This is a genomic window from Photobacterium sagamiensis (assembly GCF_050337085.1).
GTDB lineage: Bacteria > Pseudomonadota > Gammaproteobacteria > Enterobacterales > Vibrionaceae > Photobacterium > Photobacterium sagamiensis.
In genome coordinates, this window is the sequence record NZ_JAKJSP010000039.1 from 45,555 (window position 1) to 68,537 (window position 22,983).

Sequence of the window (22,983 nt, forward strand, 5' to 3'; positions counted from 1 at the left end):
TTAATAATCATCGGCAGTAAACAGCGGTTTTATTTTGCGAAAACCGTCCAGTAGCACTTCGGTAAACATGCTGATCTCTTTGTCGGTCATCGCGGTGGACAACGTGCCCGAGCAGGTGTTGATCATCATGAATCCATTGTTAAACAGGTGATCCAGCAAGGCGGTTTTTATTCGGATTTCATTTTTTCCGGCGTAAGCTGAACGGTAATTGGTGGGGGGCTGTGGCTTCATATGAATGCGGAACATCGAGCCGCCGCCCGTTACGCAGGCGGGTATATCGGCAATGCTGATTGCTTCTGTGATTTGTTGACGCAGTTGTTCATTGAGCCTGTTCAACCGCTTTACAGCATCTAGATCAAACAGCTGCATGGCAGTCAGACCGGCAACCATAGTGATCGGATTGGCCGAAAAAGTACCCGAATGAGGAAAAAGCAGCTCATCTGCCAGAGGGTTCATCACTTCCATGACCTCCTTACGTCCGGCCAGTGCACCGACTGGAAATCCGCCGCCGATCATCTTGCCCATAGCGGTTAAATCCGGTTGAATGGTGTAGTTGTCCTGGGTACCGCCATAGTTGCCACGAAAGGTGATCACTTCATCAAACACCAGTAATGCACCGTTGTTGTGAGTCCATTTTTTCAATGCCGTGATAAAGGCATCTGATGCCGGGATCAGACCCACGCGGTGAGGCAGCAGATCAACCAGTACGCAAGCCAGCTGGTCGGCATGTTGATCCAAAATGGCGATGGCTTTTTCCGGATCATTGAAAGGGATCACCACCACATCGTTCAATGCTGAATGTGGCGTACCGTGGGCAACAGGGACACTGGCCGGGTTATCTTGTTCTCCCCAGTTGCTCGGGTTGGCAGTCTGGCTGACTTCTGCGTAATCGTAAAGGCCGTGATAGGCCCCTTCGACCTTGGCGATTTTGGGGCGTCCGGTGAAGGCTCTTGCCGCCTTGAGGCAGCTCATCACCGCTTCCGTACCCGAGTTAACGAAGCGGATCATCTCGAAGCCGGTGTTGCGGCTGCAAAGGTGTTCGGCATAGTCGACTTCGGCTTCGGTGGCTAGGGTAAACGCAGTGCCTTTTTGTAGCTGATCGGTCACAGCTGCCACTATTTGCGGGTGAGCATGACCGTGGATCAAGGCGGCCATATTGTTGGCAAAGTCGATCCGCTTAACCCCTTCAATGTCGGTGACAAAGCAGCCCTTACCGTGATCTGCATAGAGTGGGTGGGGCTGACGTAAAACGGTATTGCGGCTGCAACCGCCGGGCATTAATTTGAGCGCCCGGCGGTAAAGCTCTGCGCTGCGCTCTGCCGATGGTATTTTGTTTTGATGCTCCATTATTCAACTCCGGCACAGTTTAAGGCGCATTCTGCGGGGTTAAGTAACAGCTCACAACCGGTGCGCTGTTGCACGTAGTCAAAATCGATGCCGGGAGCCAGCTCCAGTACCTCCAAGCCCTGCGGCGTCACTGCAATGACGGCAAGATCGGTATAGATCCGGTCGACGACATGACGACCGGTCAGCGGGTAGCTACAATGATCCACCAATTTCGGCTCGCCGTTCTTGGTGGTGTGCTGGGTGATGACAAAGATGGTCTTGACCCCTGCTACCAGATCCATTGCCCCGCCGACGGCCGGGATCGCATCTGCCGCACCGGTAGACCAGTTTGCCAAATCACCCTGCCGGGAGACTTGCATCGCACCCAGTACGCAGATATCAATGTGATGGCCACGGATCATGGCAAAGCTGTCGGCATGATGAAAATAGGCCGCTCCGGGGATGGCGGTGACCGGTTTTTTCCCCGCGTTGATCAGCTCTGTATCTTCATCGCCTTGTTCGGGCGCGACGCCCATACCCAGTAAGCCGTTTTCAGTGTGGTAGATCACTTCCCGTCCCTCGGGAACGTAACGGGCTACTTTCTCGGGGATACCAATGCCCAGGTTGACGTAGGTGCCATCGGGGATATCAAGCGCTGCCCGTTGTGCCATCTGGTCGCGGCTCCAGCCTAAAGTCTGTGGTGTTGTAGTCATGGGTAGCATCTCCCGTCGGCAACAAGTCTGGATTCCTGGGCGGGATCTGAAACCGTCACAATACGGTTTACAAAAATCCCCGGGGTGACGATCGTTTCAGGATCGATGGCTCCGGCCTCGACCTGCGAGCCAGTCTGAACAATGGTTGTCTTAGCTGCCATCGCCATGATCGGCGCAAAATTACGGGCAGTTTTGTTATACACCAGGTTGCCATATCGGTCGGCCTGGCGACATTTGATCAGCGCGAAATCAGCGGTTAAGCCTTTTTCCAGTACATATTCCCGGTTGTCGAATTCCCGGTGTTCTTTGCCTTCGGCTAGTGGTGTGCCAACCGATGTCGCGGTATAAAATGCGGGGATCCCTGCGCCACCGGCCCTGATCCGTTCAGCCAGAGTACCTTGGGGCACCAGCTCCAGTTCGATTTTTCCTGCCCGGTAGAGATCAGGGAATACGGTGGAATTGGCAGTACGGGGAAAGGAGCAGATCATTTTGCCGACCTGACCGCTTTCGATTAATGCCGCCAGACCGACATGCCCGCTGCCGGTGTTGTTGTTGATGACTGTGAGATCGCGGGCCCCGTGATCAATCAGCGCATGGATCAGCTCTATCGGGCTGCCTGCCTCGCCGAATCCGCCGATCATCACGGTCGCGCCATCGAAAATGTCAGCAACGGCCTGGGCGGGAGAAGCGATATGTTTATCTATCATGTTAACAACGCCTTGTTGTGATCATTAGTTGTTAGCTATCAATGGTAGTCATTGAACATTGCTTTCCTTGAAAAACAGCTACCTAGAAACGGGCTATCTAGCACTCTTTCAAATAAAATATGAATAGCTGAAGTACCTACACTCGTCATCCCGGAATTGAGGAACGAAATATCCGGGATCCAGTTCTATCCGCGTGCTCCTTAGATTCCGCATAAGTTCGTTCCTCACTTTACGGAATGACGAAGTTCGGTGACTGAACTTGTCAAAACTTCATTGATGAAGTACTAGAAACTGGCTACCTTGACGTCACTACCCAAGACGCTGGCGCAGTGCATCAGTCAGTTCGGTTTCGATAGCCTGTAGTTCTTCTTCAAAAAAGAACTTGTCGGTATCGAACGGGGTCAGGAAATCGACTTTGTTTTCCTGCTCGTCGTACTTGGCGTGAAATACGCGGTCCATCCATTCCATGTTGCGGGCTTCGGTAAACTTCAGGGCAAAGCACTTCTCGCCATGAATGATCGAGGTACCAAGAATCGCCAGTTTGCCTGCCGAGATGGTCATTGAAATATGGCGGGAAGGGCGGTTGATTGATGACAGCGAGCGGTAGATACGGTTAAAGATTTTTTCAATTTTTGCCAGAGGCGCGGTGTAGTAATGGTGTTCACCCGTCGGGCGGGCACAATACATCGAGTGGAAACCAACAGACATCATGCCAAGGATATTGGCGAGATCGATCCAGTTTTGCGCCGAACGATCAATATCAATCTCACCGTTTTCATCGGCAAACAGACTAATATGATTCATCATCGGGCTCTGGCTACGAATATTTACCCCATGGTTCTGCAAGCGACGAATGGCCGCAATGGTCGTTGGGTTTAGCAGCTCCCGCGGGGTGGAAAAATGTGCCATCCAGGCCAGTTGAATACCGTTGTCACGAAGCGTGTCAAACAGCTCTAACATCGCGTCGTATTTATGGCTCAGGATCATCTCCGGATGGAAGGTGAGAGAGCGGGTAGCAAGCCGAACATTTTTCACATGCAGTAACGACGGATCTTCGATGAGCGGCATGACATACTGTTTGAGTCGATTTACGGGCATATAACCGCCGTCACCACCGGTGATCAACAGATCGGTGACTTCTGTGTGGAGTTTCAGGTACTGATGTATTTGGTGGATATCTTTTTGGATAAACATATCTTCATCGCCACGTACCTGCGCGTGACGGAAACAATAGGTACAAAACGAGAAACAGTTCTGGGTGGTTTTATCAAAGATCAGCTGGCATTGCGGGTATTTATGCTGGCTGCCATCAAGGAATTCCACTTCTCCCTGATCGTTTTCAAACCAGGGCTTGTTGAGCTGCTGATTACCATCGTGGGGATTGGTTTTTTCCATATAGTCCAGCGCAACCTGAGTGCGTTTCTCTCTGCTTTCGGCTTGCAGGTAAGTCTGGGTTGTTTGCTTATCGATCATGCCGGGCTGCGGGAAAACCAGCTGAAAAACTGAATCGGTGGCGTAGTTGTCCCAATTGATACTGTTAAGGGTATGGCGGGTAGCAAGGAAGCGGTAAACCTCAACAAAGAGTTCTCTTTCCTCAATATCACCAATATCAATACTGTTTTGGTGAAGGATACTGATGACCTCGCGGAAGCCGGATAGCCCGGTATAGTGCTGCTTATCGACAAAAAGCATAGGACGTGTTTCAAGGAAGCCGGAATGTTGGGGGTATGATGCATGCAGCCTGCTGAGCAGCCCAGCGGGCAGCAGATTCTCTCGTTGAATGATGGCAGTTGTTGGTTCGTCATAGCCATAACGTTCCATCGCTTTGAAGACATTGGCGGGGGTAACGACAAGGTGTTCCATTGTCTCGGATGCTGGTGGCGTGCTCACTGCAATCTGTTCAGCCGAATTTAGCTTGATCATACATTCACCCTACATGTTGATTTATTGTTATCACCTTACGGGGTGTGGGGGATTATTAGAAATATGATCTTTTTATATGAGCTATAGGGAAAAGCTATATCTGAGAGGTGTTTTGCATGTTGTGCGTATAACCAAAGCCACGTAGGCTTGTTGTCAGGGTCATACTTAGACACTGTCTTGGCGGTGGTTCTAACTATTAACGTCCGGTTATCGTATCTAACTTAATAAGGGAAATGGCGATGGAATTGCGTTCTCTAAAGTATTTTCAGGCGGTGTATGAACAGGGTAGTGTTAGTGGGGCTGCGCGTCAGTGCTTTGTTTCACAGCCATCAATTACCGCTGCGATTAAGCAGTTGGAACACACTCTCGATACCCGCCTGTTTGTGCGTCATGCACGTGGTGTGTTGCCCACGGCTGCAGCCGACAAGCTCTATCCGCTCGCGAGGGAAATGAGCGCTAATGAAAAGTCTATTTTGCATCTGTTCAGTGAAGGCCCCACACCTGTACCACTTCGACTGGGGCTGATGCGATCGCTTGGCGCACAACGGATGAGCTATTTGCTGACCGAGCTGACAGAGCGGATTGATAACCTGGAATTAACGCTGGTGGATCCGGATGAACCCTGTGATGCCAGGATCATCTTGTCGCAATCAACGACAAAAAATGAAGAATTTGTGCCGATCTGGCAGGACAACTATCAACTTGCCATTCCGAAGGGCTGGCCATTAACGGCGAAGTCTTCTATCAGTATTGAAGATTTGGACGGGCTGCCCTTTATCAACCGTAGCCCTTGTGCTGTTCTGGATAGGTTAAAGCAGGCGATGGTCGCATCTGGCGTACAGTTTCAGTCGAGGGCGAATATTCGAACGATCGAATACGCCTGGCCGCTGGTCGATGCCGGGGTAGGGGCGGCATTGTTACCTGACTGGCGCGAGATCCGTGATGCCGATGGTATCGTGCTACGACAGGTTGATACTCTCGACCTGAGTCAGCGTATCGGGCTGGCATTTAAAGCGAGCAGGTACAACGACCCCCTCATCTCATCGGTGATTGAAGTTTGTGAAGCCACCGGAACTGTTTGTCTGCACGAGTAAGCCGTATATGGCTGTCTTTCGATTCTACAAAAAAGGCCCTGCAACGGTCGGTTACAAGGCTTTGGTGTTACTGGTAAGCGCCACTTGCATAGTGCATTTCATAGCTATGGCTATAGATCTCTAAAATGTTACCAAACGGGTCTTCCATATAAATCATGCGGTAAGGCTTCTCGCCAGGGTAGTAATAACGAGGTGCTTTCATTCTGCGCTTACCGCCCGCCGCTTCAATTTTCTCGGCTAGCTCTTCTACATTCGGATCCTGAACACAGAAGTGGAAAATTCCCGTCTTCCAGTATTCAAAGTTGTCTTCTGGATTCTCTTGATTTTTAAACTCAAACAGCTCTACGCCAATACGGTCACCGGTAGACAGGTGAGCAATACGAAAGCGCTCCCAACCAGCACCAAATACATCGGTACACATCTCTCCAACAGCGCTATCATCTTCTACAATTTCAGTGGGCTGCATAATTAAGTACCAACCCAAGACTTCAGTGTAAAACTTAACGGCCGCTTCAAGATCTGGTACAGAAATACCAATATGAGAAAATGTTCTTGGATAAGGTGTTGTCATCATTAATGTCCTGCTTCAATGAAAGTAGAGCTAGTGTATATTTCAAATGTCAAAACATTAAATTATCGTTTATTCTTATTTTGATAATTTTTTGTTATGTGGTGATTTATGATCAATCAAAAATGGCTGACAACATTCATGATGCTGGTGAAGACAGGACACTTCACTCATGCGGCAGAAAAGATGCACATGACCCAACCCGGGGTAAGCCAGCATATTAAAAAGTTGGAAGAGCAGCTAAAAACAACGTTAATCAATCGCTACGGTAAACAATTTGAATTGAATTTAGCGGGTGAGAAATTATATCAATACGGCCAACAAATGCTGGCATTAGAAGAGCAATTACACCAAGCGATTGAACAAGATGATCCCCTGCAAGGTGAATGTCGTTTTTCATGCTCAGGTGCTTTAGCTATGCATCTCTATCCCCATTTTCTTGCTTATCAATGCAAACATCGTGGGTTAAATGTATCCGTAGAGGCAGCTCCAAACCAGAATGTAATTGACGATTTATTACACAACAAGGTAGATATCGGCATCGTGACACAACAAGAGTATTCTGATGAATTAGTTCAGTATCAGGTTGGCCATGAAACGTTGCAATTAGTGCTTCCCATCCAATACAAAAATGAAGAAATAGACTTTAGCTTCCTTAATACACTCGGTTTTATTAATCACCCTGACGGTTTTCATTACGTAGATAAAGTATTAAAAGCCAATGATTTTAATTCATACAGAGGTAGTGACAGCCTCAATATTAAAAGTTATATCAACCAGTTAAGCCAAATACTGCTACCCGTATCGCAAGGGTTAGGCTTTACTGTCTTACCAGCTAGAGCCATTGCTCAATTTGAGTCACAGCAATCACTGTATGTTGCACCTCTTACTCACAATGTGACAGAAAAACTCTACTTAACAAAAAAACGTTACCGTCAACTTCCTGCTCGATATGAGTGGTTTGAGGAAACGATTGGCCGGTTGCTTGATTCGTAGAAATTCACGGTAACTTGGTTAAGTACGCTGACGATACTGTTTTAATCGGCCACGACATAACTCGATTAGTTGCACAGTTCAGGCGGTTTTAATGACATTTTTATTAGAAAAGGTTTACAATTCGGAGGGATTTACAAAGTTTTCAATGATTAGAACATTAATGTACCTGATTGTATTATTGACCAAGGTTTTCTGAAAATGGAATTTGAAATGACAATTGATAATGTTTTAGATGAAAAAAACATTATCAATCGGTTTATGGATATATTTGATGCTTCAAATGAAGGGTTGTGGGAGATGACATTTGATAATAAAGTCAACTTCTATAACAACAACTTCTATGAAAACCTTGATGTATCTTTAAAAGGTTCTAATTTAGAGGAATGGATTGCGCTTATCCACCCTGAAGATATCGAATATTTTTCGAATAACGTTAATCAGCAAGTATCCGATGGTTTAAAAAGAGTTAAAAGTCAGTATAGGGTTAAAAACAAATCTGGACAATATATATGGATCGAGGCGACAGGCGTTACAAGATTCGATAAGAATGGTCGATATCTATATATGATAGGCTCTCATAAAGATATTACCAAAGAGAAAATGTCGGAGAGATACATTTATAACATTGCCTATATTGATCAACTTACCGGATTATTGAATAGAAGTAAACTTGTTGAACAATTAAAGGGGAAAATCGAATCTCAAACTGATGGCGCATTGATTTATGTTAATTTAAATAATTTCAGACTTTATCTCGATACATTTGGTTATAAAGCTGGTAATGATGTAATTATTACTGTTTCTGATAACTTGAAATCAATATTCCGTAATGATTGTGAACTTTTCAGGATCAATACGTATGAATTTGTTGTATTGATTAGTACCAAAACCACTGAAACGATCCTTGTCAGTTATATCGATTCATTATTAAGGAAGTTTAAGCGGTCAATTAAATCATTGAATGAGACCTATACTCACACCATGAGCATAGGTGTGAACATGTTACCCTCAGAGGAAAAATGCGAAGAGGCGCTCATATATCAAGCGAAATTGACAACGCTCTATGCAAAGGATCATATCAGCAAGGAATATGCATTTTTTGATAAAAAAATCCAAAGTAATGTTGAAAAAAAGCTTTATATCGAAACAGGTATAAAGTCTGCGATAAGGAACAGAGAGTTTTTCCTAAAATATCAACCCATTATATCTTCGGAGACGAAGGCGGTGGAAAGTTTTGAAGCTTTACTCCGTTGGAATAGTAAAAAGTATGGCGAGATCATGCCTGATGATTTTATTCCTGTTGCTGAGAGAAACCGAGATATTATTGAACTCGGCTATTATGTACTATTGGATGCGTGTTCATTTATAAGCAGGTATAACTCAAAGAATAATAAAAACTTGAAAATATCTGTCAATGTGTCTGTTTTACAACTATTACAAGATGATTTCATTAAACGGGTAACCAAAATTATTAGCCTTTTTGATCTTAAACCTCAACATATTGTCATTGAAGTTACTGAGTCATTATTGTTAGATTCTAATGACTTTGCCAGAGAACAAATCGGTCAGTTGAAAGATAAAGGTTTTTTAGTCTCTTTAGATGACTTTGGGACAGGATATTCTTCATTGAATAGCTTTTTTTCAATCCCCTTTACTCAGTTGAAAATCGATAAAGAAGTTACCTTAAAAGCGATGAGCAGTAGGGAAGCCTCAGCCTATGTGAGCTTTTTGACAAGTTTATGTTATGAAAAAAATATCGAAGTTGTAGGTGAAGGTATTGAAACCAAAGAGATGGCAAAAGAAATAAAAAACATGGGAGTGGATTTATTACAAGGTTATTTCTTTTCAAAGCCTGTATGTGAAAAAGACGCGTTTAATATTAAATGACCGACTTGATTGCACTGTATTGTAGAATAACGGAAAATTCTGTAACTGTTAGCTTTGAATGCGGCTACAGAGGGGACTCGTGCCAGTCAACAAAATGACTTAGTACATAGGTTTAAAGTCTAGTTAATCGCTTTTGTTTAGATTGACCATGTATCTGAGCGGGGATATGACGTTTCTGCAAAGGGAGTTGTTGATTCACGGATACAAACAACTGATGAATTTAGCTTGAAAATTAAGCAATTTATGAAAAAGTGACAAATATTGATTATCTGTTGAGCACTTGAGCTTGTCAGGTCTTTACAGCTTTTATTCAGCAGCGTATTATTCGCCGCACTGGAGAGATGGCTGAGTGGTTGAAAGCACCGGTCTTGAAAACCGGCATACGTTTATAGCGTATCTAGGGTTCAAATCCCTATCTCTCCGCCAAATTTAAAAAAACCGCTGACTTATCAGCGGTTTTTTTATGCCTGATGCTTGGGAGAACCAAGGGTTCAAATCCTCTAATACCCAAAGCACTCCGGCACATTCTAAAGCCTCAGCAGAAATGCTGGGGCTTTTTCGCATTGGCATCTCAAATCCACCATACCCAAAGCGCTCCACCAAATTCTAAAGCCCTAGCAGAAATGCTGGGGCTTTTTCGCATTGGTACTCTCTCGAAGATCGGGTTCGATATTTACCATTTTTCTGCCTACCTGTACCGTGCTGCATTCTCCTGGTTTGATTACACTTATTGCGTTATCAAGAAATCAGCAGGAGAAGCAATGTACACCTTCAGAAAACAGTCAGTCGCCGTTATTGGCGCAACAGGTCAAGTCGGTACACCATTAACAAAAGGCCTATTATCGCTGGGGCATGATGTTGTTGTGCTTACTCGTAACTTGGCTGGCGAAAGTGCCGAAAAACTCAACTCGTATAAAGCGGAAGGCGCGCAGTTAGTTGAAGTGCGGGATATGCTTAATGTCGACGATATGGCTAAAGCACTTGAAGGCGTAGATACACTGATCTGCGCGGTTCCTGGCTCTAAAAAAATTATTACCGACGCAGAACCAGTATGGTTAGAAGCCGCGGTTAAAGCTGGTGTAAAGCGCTTTGTACCAACTGAGTTTGGCTGCCACACGCGTAATCTTGATTATGGCGATGGYGTGATTTTTGATTATAAAAAAAGAYTGCACAATAAAATCATTGAATCCGGAATTGGCTGGACATTTTTCTATAATGGCGGGATCTTTGACTACTTCCTACCTAACCTGCGTTTTTTCAGAAAAATTACCACGTTCGGCGAKATGGAAATGCCGATTTATACGCATGAGATTGAAGATATTGGCTACRTTGCAGCTCTGGCGCTGACTGACGATCGCACTCTTAACAAATGTGTTCAGATGGATTACAACGTGCTTACTCAAACAGAAATGCTGGCGGAGCTTAAAAAGAACTTCCCGGATCATCCATTTGAATATGAACATTTTTCTTCAGAATTTATCACTGATTCCCGAAACACTGCTGGCGATGATGTGACGGCGAAGAAAGGTGCAGAGACAGATCGCGAGCGCTGGGGGATCAATTACGTTATCTATGTCATTGGTAAACTAGCTTCTTTCACCGACGAGACACTATGTACAACCGCTCTGTATCCTGATTATCAGGTAACACGAACTCCTGAGCAGGCACTAGCTGATTCAGTGTTTATCTTCGATAACTAATTCCACTGTGTGGATAACTGAAAACTCATGATCGCACCAGCGCATGACTTGTCCGGATCGACGTGAATCGGGGTAGGCCAGAAATAAAGTCGATTAAAAGAGGAAGACGCCGATTAACCATGCGGTGCCTTTGGGAGAGTTATGAGAAAGAAATCTAGAAAACAGTCGAAACCGTTTATCGAAAAAATTGCCAGCGTGGCATCAATACTGCTCCTTATTAGCGCTTGGTATTTGGGCGGGCTGCGTATTGCCGATAACCAATCCATCATGCTTAACCAGATGCTGGATAAAGGCAGCGTTTTACACACCACAGATTCCGGTTTATATCAGGTTTATTCTAAGCTGGATCCGGAATCATATCAGTGGGTCAATGTAGGTACCGGGATCGGTTACGGCGGTGAAATGAAGTTGACCGTGACGGTAGAGCCTAACGGTGATATTCAACGCGTTGCCATATTGTCAGCCAAGGATACCTCTTCTTATTTGGACAAGGTGGTCGATGGCAAACTGTTCGACGCCATGCTGGGTAAGAACATTAAAACGAGTCTGGTCGTTGATGGGATCAGCGGGGCAACGTTGTCTTCTAACGGACTGATCCAGGCTGTCGACAATGCTGCCGATCCGATCCGCAAAGAGCTGTTCGGTTACACTCTGTCTGAACCAGATAGCGCCCTTGATCATTTAAGTTGGCTGGATATTGCGGCGGTGCTGATCTTCGCAGCCGCGGTATGGGTAAGCAAAAGCCGTCATCCGCGTAAGAATGCGCTTAACTGGACGGTATTAGTGACGTCCATGATCTTGTTTGGCTTTTATTCTGCATCATTATTTTCTTCTTCGACCATGGGGATCATGGTTTCCGGTAGCTGGTTATCCGGTTTGGGTAACTATACCGCGCTGATTTTGCTGTTGCTGACCGTGGGTTACATTCTGGCTTTTAATAAAAACATCTATTGCCAAAGTATTTGTCCGTTTGGTGCCAGCCAGCAGTGCCTGGGGAAAATCACCAATGCCAAAGCGGTTAACCTCAAGCATCGTTTTTTCATCTGGTTCCCAAGAGCCATCTTATTGTCTACCCTGTGTTTTGGCGTATATTTCCGTAATCCGGCATTTTTTTCTTATGAGCCTTTTGGCATCATGTTCGGCATGGTTGGCTCTATGTATCTGTTTACTCTTACCTTTATGATTGTATTGACCTCTCTGGTGGTGCATCGCCCGTGGTGTAAGTCCTTGTGCCCGATTAATGCGATGACCGATTTTCTGAAATTCAATAAGAACTGGGCCAAGCAAGTGATTAATGATCTTAAAAAAACGTCAGCGAAGCGCGGTAAAAGCCGAAGCAACAAAAACGCCGACGCGGGCTTCGCAACAAGTAAAGGTGTGGTGGAGCATAGGAGCAATGCGTCATGAGAAAAAAGGTAATGGTGGCATTTTACGCCATCGCCTCGGGGTTAGTTCTGATAAATATCGGGTTGCAATATCGGGTGGTCAATACCATGCAATCCAAACAAAGCCCACGCTATGTGTTTACGCTCGAAAGCAAGACACCGGACGATGAGAAGGACGACAAGCAGAGGGAAGATTTTAAGCAATGGGCTGAGGAATTTTCAAAAGAACAGCGAATTGGGGGATAAATCTCCGGTTAATTGTGATTTTGAGTCTCGGCCTGTGGGCTTCCTCATCAGGCACGGTGTAGTACCTGTTGGGATAAGCATATTTATTCTTTCACAAAGTGTTGTTGATATCATCAACTATTGGTTATATGGTTGAGCATGTCAACCAAGTGCTAATTGATGTAGGGGAAACTTGCTATGGTATATTCTGGTTTGGGGACGTCTATTGAGTCCATCGAATTCCAGAACGTCAAGCCACAATTAGATATTAATATCTACAGGGTGGCTGAGCTTATTGCAGCCAGAGGCAAGGGAGAACTCTGCTCCCCTCATCGCATTGATTTTTACACTTTTGTTCTGGTTACTCATGGAACCGGGGTGCATTACATTGATCACCATATGTATCACTGTCGTCCAGGGAGCTTGCTGGTTACCGCACCTTTTCAGGTGCATTGTTTTGACACTGCATTTGAATGGGATGGTCTGGTCATTGCCTTTGACAGTGCGGAGTTGTTTTCGGCCAGTAACGAGTTACTTAATGCCAGGTTTATTGAGACCATCGGTAGTATTAATTACATCGCTAACCTGTCAGCCATGTGTCAGCAGGATTTTGCGAATATGTACTTGGAATATAAGAACAATACAGATTCGGTAACGATCCTGTTATTAAGGAATATGCTGCAAAATATCATCCTAAAGGTGCTTTACCGGCATAACTTGCCGGCCCAGCAGGATTGCCTGCGTCATGTAAGCGTGGAGTTTCATCAATTTAATCAAGCGTTGGAAAACTATTATTTCAGGTATCACAACGTAACCGATTACAGCCGGTTGCTCAGGTGCTCCACCAAAAAATTGAACAATCTTGCAAGGGCCGAAACCGGAATGAGTGCCAAGGAATTGATTGATTCCAGAGTATTGCTGGAAGCTAAGCGCCTGCTGTCTCATACCATCAAGCCGATATCAGAAATTGCAGTGGTGCTGGGCTTTGAAGAACAAACCAATCTGGCGAAGTTCTTTCGCCGCCATACCAGCTGTTCTCCGACCGAGTTCAGAAGTGTTTCGCATTTTTATCGTAAATTTCCGAGAAGCTAAATCTGATATGCCCCCGATTTTGTCATGAAATAAAATGGCTATAGCCTTCATCTTCATTTATATCGCATAAATTAACAGGAGACATCCATGAAGCCAGTTGTACGATTAACCCAAGTGTCTCAAGTTATTGATTTAAGTCCTAATTTACGCCGCATTGTGTTAACGGGTGATGAACTGGTGGGATTTCCAGAAGATCAACAGGGAGCGCATGTGAAAGTGTTACTGCCTGATGCAGGTGAAACAATGCCAAACATGAAAGTGATGGGAGAGGGCGCAGCGGTTAAACGTTCTTACACTATTCGTTACTACGACAAAGCTGCGAATGAAATTGGACTCGACTTTGTTGTAAATCGTCATCAGGGCCCTGCAACACAATGGGCTTGCCAAGCTAAAGTCGGTGATTATTTGGGTATCGCAGGCCCTGGACCAAGAAAGCTGACTAACTTTGATGCAGATACCTATCTACTGGTAGGTGATTTAACGTCTGTAAATGCCGTTAATGCATATGCGCAGTCAATCCCTGAGACAGCAAAAGGCTATGTTATTGTTGAAGTGCCAACCAGAGAAGATATTTTACCGATAGAATGTGCTGACAACGTATCTGTGCAATGGGTTATTGTAAATGAGCAAACAGAAAATCAGCGTGAAGCATTATTGAACGCTGTCTCAGCGTTGCCGGTTGTTCCTTGTAACACCGAGGTGTTTTTAGGGTTAGAAGCCCGTCAGATAAGGACCATAAAAAATTACCTTCTTGAAGAACGTGAGATTGAGCGTTGTTGTGTTCATGCAACAGGTTACTGGAAAAAAGGCGTTGATGCAGATCGGTTTAGTGCCGACAAAACAGTGAATCCGCTTTAAACGTCAGTCAGTTAAAAAGCTCTCGATTGTTATTACGGTTATGACCAAGATTTAAGTGTTTATTTAAGCACGAATAAGGCAGAGAAGGTTCATCGTTATGTTTATAAACTCCCCGGATTGTCTTATTTGTAATAACAGTAACCAATTGTTGAATTGGCAAAAAATAGCTCAAGTGTTCAATGTAACCATTCGCTTTTTGTATAAATACAGGTGTTAACTAAATGTAACCCAAGTAAATATGATTACAGGCATCATTCCCCACTTATGACAAAGAAAATTAGAAAAGTCATGATATAGAATCTTATCGATAAGTACGGAGTTGAAAGTAAACGACAACAGCATCAGTTCGAAATATGTTGGCGACAGAGTAAGAGTAAAGAAGAGTAAACATCGGCAGAATGACTTAATTAAAATCGTACTGATTGGTACAATCAGTTTTTAATTTCACGGGGGTGTTATGAATCGCTATCTTACGCTTATTACTGGTTTTGTTACGGCACTGTGGCTGTTTGCCCTGCTTATTGAGTTACCATCGGCCTCTCTCTCGATTTTCTTCTGGCGTCACCAGTTGATTTTATTAACTGGCGGCTTGGGTACAACCTATATGGCGATGGCAACGTTACTTGCTATCCGCCCAGCCTGGTTAGAAAGCCGCTTAGACGGCCTTGATAAAATGTATCGGCTACATAAACATTTGGGGATCGCCGCCTTGATCAGCTTGTTCTTGCACTGGTTAGTGGTGAATGGCATGAAGTGGTTAGTTCAATTTGGTTATGTTGAACGACCTGGACAGCATACCAGCCCGTTTAGCGAAGGCATAGATTGGCGTGAATTTAGCGAAGGTATGGGTGATTTTGCGTTTAAGGTGTTTTTAATTTTTACAATCATTAGCTTAGTGCAGGCGATTAGCTATAAGAAGTTTCGTTTCGTGCACAAATTAGGCGGGGCAATTTTTATGGTTGGTGCCTTTCACACGCTGATGCTTCTTGACTACAGTGCCGTCATGTTACCGTTTAATGTATATATGTGGGCACTGTGCGTAGTAGGCGGGGTGGCTTCTTTGATTTCTCTTACAGGTAATATTGGTGCAAGCCGCAAAACTCAGGGTGAAGTCATACATGTCCAACCATTTAAACATGGTGCACATCTGAAAATTCAGCTTCAAAAAAGTATTCACTACAAACCGGGGCAATTTGCCTATCTCGATTTTCATGACAATGAGGCCCCGCATCCTTTTACCGTCCTCAATTATTGCTCTCACACTCAGGAAGTGGAGTTTGCAATAAAAGATCTTGGAGATTACACAAAGTATTTGGTAGCCAATTTGTCAGAAAAGCAATCCGTAACCTTGGAAGGTCCGTATGGGGAGTTTCAGCCTTGTGATGAGGCAAGACAAATCTGGGTAGGGGCTGGGATAGGTATTGCGCCCTTTGTGGCCTGGCTTGAAGCTATGGCCAGTACCAAAGCCTGTGATGCAGAAGTGGATTTTTATTATTGCGTAACATCAAAAGTCGATGCCTATTTTGCTCAGCGTTTACAGGCATTGACCCAGCGCATCAGCAATGTGACATTTCATCTTTTAATTGCAGAAGAAGGAGAGCTGCTGAGCGCCGAAGAGATCATTAATAAAGTCAGGGAACAGGAGTATTCCGTAAGTTTTTGTGGCCCAGAGCTATTTGCTAACACTCTAGGGGATGCTTTGGCGAAAAGTAAAAATGCTCCGATTAGGTTTCAAAGAGAGCTATTTAATATGCGTTGAACCTTCTGAGCGTATTTAAGGCCGTTTACGCGGTCTTAAATACACTAAAAGCGATAGTAAAATTTCGAATAATTCACCAAAACGCGCGATTAATCGATCCAGACTGGTACCTCCATAACTCTGCTCCAGAAAAAGCTCGGTCACGACTTCGGCGGGTACCAAGGTACCCGAACCTTCTTTGTATTTTGTTGGCAGGCTTAGCCTGGAGATGTACTTACCGCCGATGAGTGCTTGAAGTACTGTGCTTCGACCAGTGCTTGCAAGTAAAGCGGTAAGTCTTGAGGGATGAAGGGAATGAAGTGTTAGCTTCCCATTTGCGGTAACCAAGCCAAAACGCCTTGTTTAAAGCTAGGGCGCGCCATAACGGCATTCTTCCATTTCGCCAGATTCGGGTAATTCTCAAACGGGTAGTTAGCAGCTTTCAGAATAACTAGCTGCGGGATCCAGGCAATGTCGGCAAGTGAAAAGCTGTCACCAACCAGCCAGTCATGCTCTTTTAACCGTTCATCCATTTGACTAAAGCAATCATTGACCACTTTGGTTGCCTTATCCTGCTCATCTTTCGAGAAGCCATCTACTGAAGAGAAGCGCTCATGAAACTCAAGCAAGGCCGAGTCAAAGGTCTGCTTTTTACGATACTCTTCCATCTCCTCAGGGGTTTTCTTCATGCTGTCAATAAACCCGACATTGGCATACATGTAGGTTTTTATTGACAGGTGATTGTCTCTGGCGAGATACATCCAGTAATACATCTGTTGCTCATCGGCTTCAGACGAAGGGCGAAGTGTGCCGGGGGAATACTTCTTATCCAGATAATCGATAATGTCGGCAGAATCAATGATAACCACACCATCATCCACTAAGGTCGGGACCACCGCATTGGGGTTGATACCCATGTATTCTTTGGTCAGGTTTTCACCCTTCAGGATATCGACCTCGTGGCTTTCCCATTCGAGTCCTTTTTCTTCCAGGGCAATTCTGACGCGCATGGCACAGTTAGAAAAACCGGTGTGGTACAGATGTAGGCCTTTAAGGCTTTCCACTGACTTATTAGTTGGTTTGATAATGCCCATATTTTTACCTCATAATGTAAATACACCGTAGTAACATGAAATTTAGAAGACATTCAGGTGTTTTTCTGCCAATTGCAGATTTGCTGAGACTCTTCTTCACGTTACAATATTTAGTTGATAAGATAAACTACATCATGATAGTTAATGATGTCAACTATATTGGAGCATAGAAAAGATCATTTATGAATAATTTAACCGGCAAGTACTTATTTACTTTAATCCAGAATTATCGCTCGGAAATGCGCAGTGCGATTAATGCAAAAGATTTAAATATCAATGCCATGCATGTTCAGTGCTTGAGGTTTATTGCGGAAACATCCGACTGTACAGCCAACAGTATTGTTCAGGGACTAGCACGAGATAAGTCACAAATATCTATATTAATCAATGATATGGTCAATAAGGGATGGATTGAAAAAAAACCGAACGCGGCTGACAAACGAAGCCAGCTATTGATGCTGACAGAAACCGGCTGTGATCTGATTGACAAAGTGCGCCAGGAAGAAGCTGTGGTCAGTAAGCGTATGCAGCAAGGCTTGTCTGAGGAGGAGCTTGCGGCCTTTCAAAATATAGTTCAAACCATGATCAAAAACCTTAATTGAGGGCATTCATGGTTTTGTATCACCGGGCAGCGGTATTCCCGCTACCCGGTTGTTACCTTATTGTATTTCTAGCTGGTTTTCTGACGCAGCATGGTCAGCACCTTGAGCAATATGGCCCCGCCGATAATCATAAAGGTACCGACCACGCCAAGGAAGTACCAACCCGCGTTACCCTCATTCTCACCTAGGAGGGTGAAAGCGCCGGCAATGGTAAGCAGCAGTGAGAACCACCAGCCCCCCGCCAAAAGCCATTTCCACCAGTTCATATACAAATTATATTGCTCGGCCCAAACCGCTGCGCCGCGAAACACCAGTACCTGCAGGGCACCGAGAAGCATCCAGAAAACCGGATCGAGCAGTGTAGATTGTGGAAACATTAGAAACCCTCCCAGTTACCGTCATAGTCCCAATTTTTCTCAACATTACTGAAGTATTCCTCGGAGCGAAGCCACTCCGGAGGCTGGTGAAAGTTAGCCAGGCGACCGCCGTTATGCGGGGCATGGTAAGCCTCGGCGTCCGGGTAATAGAAGAAATTGTGCTGCATTGCCAGCAATGCCTTACGGGTTAAACCGGTCGGATCGCGCGGATCGGCTTCTTTCACTATCGCATGGATCCAGTTATTTCGCCGGGTATAAGGACAGACAGAAATACAAACCCGGCAGCCCTGGTTACCCTCGGAAGGTAGTGACGACCACATTCTGAAGCAGCTGTCCTGGTTAAAGTTAAATACCTTATAACCGCGGACTACGGCATCGGGTGCGTCGGCCTTACTAATTGATCCGCTCGGACAGGCATCGGCACAGATCTTACATTCCTCGCAAAACTCCCTGACACCAATTGAAATCGGTTTGTCATTTTCAAACTCCAGATCCGTTACTACACAGGCTAAGCGAACGTTTGGACCGACTTCAGGGGTCAGCATGCTTCCGTTTCGGGACGCTTCGCCTAAACCGGCTTGAATCGCAACAGGAGGAAGAATCATCTCATAGTCGCCACCGGGTACCATTGCCCGGCCGGCATAACCCAGTCGGTTAAGGAAAACCGCCAGCTTACCGGCAGCCGTTCGCACCCGGCTGTAGGCCTCGTAAGAGGTTCCGTATACAGGGGCGGCATACATCCCGTCCCAGCTCATAGGAACACCGAGCACAATGACGGACTTCCAGTGATCCGGGATCTTATCCCCCCAGTCTTCACCGTTGTGGGGCATCCCGCGCATCAGGTTTTTATAGACGAACTGGGGCTGAAGATCGGTAATTCCGACAAAGCTGCAGCCAAACTGATTAGCCATTTTTTTAATCAGCCTGGAGGCGTGCTCCTTGCTCTTAAACGTTCTTTTTTTTGCTTTGTGCGTTTTGCCCCACATCGGGTGGGAAGATTGGGGATCAACACAAATGAAATCATCGTCTTCCGGGCGTCCCTGTGGCGGAAGCGGCCAGTTTACCGCAATGCCCGCATCACCATACATGGACACTTCATTGGCTTTGTCATAAGCATGGGCAATCGCGAAACGGTCATCGTATTCGTGCTGACGCTCGCGCGATATCATCCTTTGCTTCATCGCCTCAAGCATTTCCGGGTAGCGCTCAGGCCATTTGCGATAATAGCTTGTTACACGTTTATCCGGGCAGCTCTCATAACCGTCTTCAGGGTCCCACCCTTTCATGACGGCCTTCATCATCATTTCCACCCGGTGGAACAGGAAATCTTCCCGCTCCGGCCGCTCCAGTTTTCCTACCTTGATCATCGTTGGTGCGATATCAACACGGAACGGCTCGCGGTCAAAGAACATATCTTTGCCAGCCGCCGTGCGCCCCCAGCCGACATCCGCATCCGGGTCACGGCCAAGCACAAAGCCTGTTGCTGCACCGGCACCAACCGTTGCCGCCGCCGCCGCCGCGCCCCCAAACTTGAGAAAGTTACGTCTGGATGGATCCTTGGCGCCATCAACCTCTGGTTGATTTGTTTTCTTCATTTTATTACTCCATGAGTCTTTAGCGTAATTCAGCGGGCCTAGCCCAGAAACAAAGCCAGCTCCCGCCGAATGCTGCCGTGCTCGTTTTGGTACTTGTTTCTGAAATCCGGTGCGGCGGATACTAGCTGTGCAAAAGCAATGTCAGCTTCCTGCCAGCGCTTTAGTTCGAACAGGGCCCTGAACTTCAGGTCAAGACAGGTAACGTCGTATGGTTCAATCTCCAGCAGGCATTCTACGTCTTCCAGCAGGGCCATCCATTCGCCTAATTCGCCGTTTGCCTGTGCCCGCATGACTTGCATATCGTGAGCGTCCGGCCTGGCGGTCAAGAAGCGGTTTAGCAGTTTCACTGCCTTGTCGTATTGTTTGAGCTGGAACCGTGCGTACGCTTCAAGTTGATCCAGTGGTGAGAAATCAGCCAGGACTGACAGGCGTGCCTGCTCCGCCATCTTTATGGCGTTATCAAAATCCTGATTATTGTTAAGGCTGCTGATAAGGACAAAATAGGCCTCGGGCAATTTGCTGTTTAGTCCAATAATGCGACGTGCCAATTCAATAGCGGCATCGTAGTCTCCCGACTGCAGATAAAGGCAAGCCAGGTTTTGCATACTGCCCAAATGTTCCGGATCCTTGTTCAGGCTTTTCCGGTAATACGTTTCTGCCTGACCGTAATCTCTGCATAAGGTAAACAGAAAGCCGAGGTGGAAATCGGGCTCAGCGCGGCCGGGCTCACGCTCCGCCGCGGTTTCAAACCACAGTTTTGCCTGATCCGTATCCCCCAGTTGCAACAGCGCCCTGCCTCTAAGGATCAGCAGATTGGGTTCCATCACCTGCTGCAAAGGCTGGATGATGCTCAGTGCCAGCTCGGGTTGCTGGTTGTTCAACAACAGTTCACTGGCTGCTATCCGGCTATCAAAGGGGATAGCTGCATCGTTATCGGAGAGAAAGGCAAACACCGCCCTTTTTGCTGCCTCCTGCATCAGGCTTTGATTATCAGGGCATAATTCAGTGACATAAGCCTGTGTTTCAGTAAATAATTTTTCCACCTCGTCCTTAAACCGACTATTCCATGCATCCAGACTGGAGGTAATATTTAATAGCTCAAACAAGGGATGAACCCATGTATCGATGATCGGGTTACTACTATTCATAAAAATTATGTCTATTTATGAATTGAATGATGATGTTAGCTTAATGCTTTAAGGAAAGGGCTAAAGGTAGATTTAGTGCCTGCACAGATATAATCAGGCCGGTCTGTTAAACGATTTGAGATTGTGGTGGAAAGATATGTTGAGGTAGAGGTTGCTAAGGTAATCATCTTTAAGGGGCTTTGTTGAAGCGCTCAAATAATGCTCAATCATTCCATTAACACTGAGTTCAGTTATCATGGCCAACCTACTATACCGGTTGGCTATTTAACACATGCCTTACAAACACAATGACGCCAGACGTCATCACTTCAAGAAGCATGCCTACGCATTAAATAACTATCGTGAGTACAACCAGGCTCTCAGGCAACGCGGGCGGTTCGACATTTGGATCTCTGAAGAGATCATCAATCATTGGCAGCACGACGACCGCGTTTATGACGGTACCGGCTCTTCCGTTAAGTAGCCTGACAGCACCATCGAAGCCTGCCATTACATCCGATTGGTGTATAAACTTCCCCTGCGTCAAGCCCAGGGATTGATTGAAAATCTACTGGCGAAGCTTGGCATGGCCAGCCTTCAATGCCCTGATTATACGCTGTTGTCAAAGCGGCTGAAGCAGCTCAACCTTACGGCGCCACGCTTTAGAAAGAATGAAAGATCAGACGACAAAATTGCAGCGATAGCCATTGATTCAACGGGGCTCAAGCGGTTCGGTATGGATGAGTGGCACCAGGGAAAACACCGGGTCAATGCAAAGCGCAGCTGGCGAAAGGCGCATTTCGCTGTTGATGAGGCTCACTTTATTCAGAGCGCAGTCCTCACCGATAAAAACACCATGGATGATCAGGTTGTCGGTGCTCTGTGCGAATCCATCACAGAGGATGCCGAGCATATTACCGCCGACAAAATGTATGACACCAATGCGGTATACCAAACGCTTGAAGAAAACTTCCCGAATGCTGAGATTGTTATTCCGCCGAAGGACAATACGTTTGCCGATGAGGTTCATCACCCAAAGCGGATGAGCAACCTGATAGGGTGCTTTGCCCTTGGCATTATCGGTTGGCAGAACGTGCGGCAATATGGAAAAAGGAATATCTCAGAAACTGCCATGCAACGTTATAAGAAGATCATCGGCAATACGTTACACAGCAGAGAGTTTGAAAATCAGTCAAAGGAAATGTTGCTCGGTTGTTCTATTTTAAATCGCTTCACCCACCTCGGGATGCCCAATAGCTACCGGGCCGACTAACCGTATCAAAAGACCACGTAGCTTTAGTACTGCAACAAAGCCCCCATAGGGCGATCTCTCATTTCATTGTTTGGCTGTGATATTGAATGTATACCGAACGACAGATATAAAAAATGCCGGCCATAGCCAGCATTTTTAGAAGTAAAGTCTTCGACTTATAAAGCAACTACGTTCGCTGCTTGTAGGCCTTTTTGACCTTGCTCTGTTTCAAAAGAAACTTTTTGGCCTTCAGCAAGAGTCTTAAAACCTTCAGAAGCGATAGCACGGAAATGAACGAATACGTCAGCACCGCCGTTATCCTGAGTGATAAAACCAAAACCTTTATCTTCGTTGAACCATTTAACGGTACCAGTTGCTTTGGACATGAGCCTCACCTAATTTTTTAATAAAAGAATTCGCAATGATTTGAATGTGCGAATCAATGTGCATACTAAAGATGAACTCAGGGTCATACCAATTAAAAATGTCTGAAAATACCTTATCGTCACAAAATAAATAGTAACGAAGGCTTAGCCAAGCACGAAAAATGTCGTCAATCACGACCTTTGAATATCTGTTTGTTAGTGCAAATGTTCATTACATTAAGGCGGTCGTTTTTCACCCACAAAATCAGTGGTTAGATCAGGTAAAGGCGGGGATAACGACCGCCAGGTCAGGCGTCATAGGTAAAAGGCATCTTGTATTGTAAAATACAATTTCATTC

The 22,983-nt window shown here is 45.6% G+C and carries 22 protein-coding genes and 1 tRNA gene; 13 read left to right on the top strand and 10 right to left on the bottom strand.

From position 1 onward, the window contains the following. From L4D76_RS18605 to L4D76_RS18620, 4 genes are all read right to left on the bottom strand, one after another. Positions 1-1,347 carry an aspartate aminotransferase family protein gene (locus L4D76_RS18605; RefSeq protein WP_428442386.1) on the bottom strand — a complete coding sequence of 449 codons (1,347 nt, stop codon included), beginning with the start codon at positions 1,345-1,347 and terminating at the stop codon, positions 1-3. Next, positions 1,347-2,039: a 3-oxoacid CoA-transferase subunit B gene (locus L4D76_RS18610; protein ID WP_428442387.1), complete on the bottom strand. Its 693-nt coding sequence runs from the start codon at positions 2,037-2,039 to the stop codon at positions 1,347-1,349. Before L4D76_RS18610 ends, L4D76_RS18605 begins: the two co-directional genes overlap by 1 nt. After that, positions 2,036-2,746 carry a 3-oxoacid CoA-transferase subunit A gene (locus L4D76_RS18615; RefSeq protein ID WP_428442388.1) on the bottom strand — a complete coding sequence of 237 codons (711 nt, stop codon included), beginning with the start codon at positions 2,744-2,746 and terminating at the stop codon, positions 2,036-2,038. Before L4D76_RS18615 ends, L4D76_RS18610 begins: the two co-directional genes overlap by 4 nt. A 309-nt stretch (positions 2,747-3,055) precedes the next feature. Then, positions 3,056-4,669 carry a hypothetical protein gene (locus L4D76_RS18620; RefSeq protein WP_428442389.1) on the bottom strand — a complete coding sequence of 538 codons (1,614 nt, stop codon included), beginning with the start codon at positions 4,667-4,669 and terminating at the stop codon, positions 3,056-3,058. Between the two features lie 239 nt (positions 4,670-4,908). Here L4D76_RS18620 and L4D76_RS18625 point away from each other — a divergent pair, with 239 nt between their 5' ends. Further along, a complete protein-coding gene (locus L4D76_RS18625; RefSeq protein WP_428442390.1) occupies positions 4,909-5,763 on the top strand; it encodes a LysR family transcriptional regulator in 855 nt (284 codons plus the stop codon). A 67-nt stretch (positions 5,764-5,830) separates the two neighbouring features. Here L4D76_RS18625 and L4D76_RS18630 read toward each other — a convergent pair whose 3' ends face one another. Next, positions 5,831-6,334 carry a lactoylglutathione lyase family protein gene (locus L4D76_RS18630; protein ID WP_428442407.1) on the bottom strand — a complete coding sequence of 168 codons (504 nt, stop codon included), beginning with the start codon at positions 6,332-6,334 and terminating at the stop codon, positions 5,831-5,833. 108 nt (positions 6,335-6,442) lie between these two features. On the opposite strand from L4D76_RS18630, the gene L4D76_RS18635 reads away from it, so the two are divergent. The 9 genes from L4D76_RS18635 (at position 6,443) to L4D76_RS18675 (ending at position 16,233) form a co-directional block, all read left to right on the top strand. Continuing rightward, on the top strand, positions 6,443-7,327 hold the full coding sequence (locus L4D76_RS18635; protein WP_428442391.1) for a LysR family transcriptional regulator: 885 nt from the start codon (positions 6,443-6,445) through the stop codon (positions 7,325-7,327). A 198-nt stretch (positions 7,328-7,525) separates the two neighbouring features. Continuing rightward, positions 7,526-9,214, top strand: coding sequence for a bifunctional diguanylate cyclase/phosphodiesterase (locus L4D76_RS18640; protein ID WP_428442392.1), 1,689 nt, complete (start codon positions 7,526-7,528; stop codon positions 9,212-9,214). Between the two features lie 335 nt (positions 9,215-9,549). Continuing rightward, positions 9,550-9,640 (top strand) — tRNA-Ser (locus L4D76_RS18645). A 137-nt stretch (positions 9,641-9,777) separates the two neighbouring features. After that, complete coding sequence (locus L4D76_RS18650; RefSeq protein ID WP_428442393.1) at positions 9,778-10,914, top strand: aromatic alcohol reductase; 1,137 nt, start codon at positions 9,778-9,780, stop codon at positions 10,912-10,914. A 141-nt stretch (positions 10,915-11,055) separates the two neighbouring features. After that, complete coding sequence (locus tag L4D76_RS18655) at positions 11,056-12,321, top strand: FMN-binding protein (protein ID WP_428442394.1); 1,266 nt, start codon at positions 11,056-11,058, stop codon at positions 12,319-12,321. Beyond that, the gene (locus tag L4D76_RS18660; protein WP_428442395.1) at positions 12,318-12,545 is read left to right on the top strand and encodes a hypothetical protein; all 228 of its coding nucleotides are present in this window, start codon (positions 12,318-12,320) and stop codon (positions 12,543-12,545) included. The genes L4D76_RS18655 and L4D76_RS18660 overlap by 4 nt, the downstream gene beginning before the upstream one ends. Before the next feature lie 177 nt (positions 12,546-12,722). Next, complete coding sequence (locus L4D76_RS18665) at positions 12,723-13,616, top strand: AraC family transcriptional regulator (RefSeq protein WP_428442396.1); 894 nt, start codon at positions 12,723-12,725, stop codon at positions 13,614-13,616. An 87-nt stretch (positions 13,617-13,703) separates the two neighbouring features. After that, entirely contained in the window at positions 13,704-14,474 is a 771-nt protein-coding gene (locus L4D76_RS18670) for a siderophore-interacting protein (RefSeq protein ID WP_428442397.1), read from the top strand. A 568-nt stretch (positions 14,475-15,042) separates the two neighbouring features. Beyond that, entirely contained in the window at positions 15,043-16,233 is a 1,191-nt protein-coding gene (locus tag L4D76_RS18675) for a ferredoxin reductase family protein (protein WP_428442398.1), read from the top strand. A 302-nt stretch (positions 16,234-16,535) separates the two neighbouring features. On the opposite strand, the gene L4D76_RS18680 is transcribed toward L4D76_RS18675, so the two are convergent. Next, complete coding sequence (locus tag L4D76_RS18680) at positions 16,536-17,306, bottom strand: glutathione S-transferase family protein (protein WP_428442399.1); 771 nt, start codon at positions 17,304-17,306, stop codon at positions 16,536-16,538. 182 nt (positions 17,307-17,488) lie between these two features. Between L4D76_RS18680 and L4D76_RS18685 the strand changes: the two genes are divergently transcribed. Further along, a complete protein-coding gene (locus L4D76_RS18685) occupies positions 17,489-17,908 on the top strand; it encodes a MarR family winged helix-turn-helix transcriptional regulator (RefSeq protein ID WP_428442400.1) in 420 nt (139 codons plus the stop codon). Positions 17,909-17,976: 68 nt separating this feature from the next. Here the strand turns inward: L4D76_RS18685 and L4D76_RS18690 are convergent, their stop codons facing one another. The 3 genes from L4D76_RS18690 to L4D76_RS18700 are packed head-to-tail and all read right to left on the bottom strand — an operon-like array spanning position 17,977 to position 21,028. Then, positions 17,977-18,285, bottom strand: coding sequence for a hypothetical protein (locus L4D76_RS18690; RefSeq protein ID WP_428442401.1), 309 nt, complete (start codon positions 18,283-18,285; stop codon positions 17,977-17,979). Continuing rightward, positions 18,285-19,880 (bottom strand): reductive dehalogenase, encoded by a 1,596-nt coding sequence (locus L4D76_RS18695; protein WP_428442402.1) that lies wholly within the window; start codon positions 19,878-19,880, stop codon positions 18,285-18,287. Before L4D76_RS18695 ends, L4D76_RS18690 begins: the two co-directional genes overlap by 1 nt. Positions 19,881-19,918: 38 nt before the next feature. Next, on the bottom strand, positions 19,919-21,028 hold the full coding sequence (locus L4D76_RS18700) for a tetratricopeptide repeat protein (protein WP_428442403.1): 1,110 nt from the start codon (positions 21,026-21,028) through the stop codon (positions 19,919-19,921). Between the two features lie 271 nt (positions 21,029-21,299). Here L4D76_RS18700 and L4D76_RS18705 point away from each other — a divergent pair, with 271 nt between their 5' ends. Beyond that, entirely contained in the window at positions 21,300-21,491 is a 192-nt protein-coding gene (locus L4D76_RS18705) for a hypothetical protein (RefSeq protein WP_428442404.1), read from the top strand. A gap of 12 nt (positions 21,492-21,503) precedes the next feature. Continuing rightward, entirely contained in the window at positions 21,504-22,280 is a 777-nt protein-coding gene (locus L4D76_RS18710) for an IS5 family transposase (RefSeq protein ID WP_428442408.1), read from the top strand. 155 nt (positions 22,281-22,435) lie between these two features. Here the strand turns inward: L4D76_RS18710 and cspE are convergent, their stop codons facing one another. Continuing rightward, positions 22,436-22,645, bottom strand: a complete 210-nt coding sequence (gene cspE, locus L4D76_RS18715; protein WP_428442405.1) for a transcription antiterminator/RNA stability regulator CspE — start codon at positions 22,643-22,645, stop codon at positions 22,436-22,438. Positions 22,646-22,983: the final 338 nt, after the last annotated feature.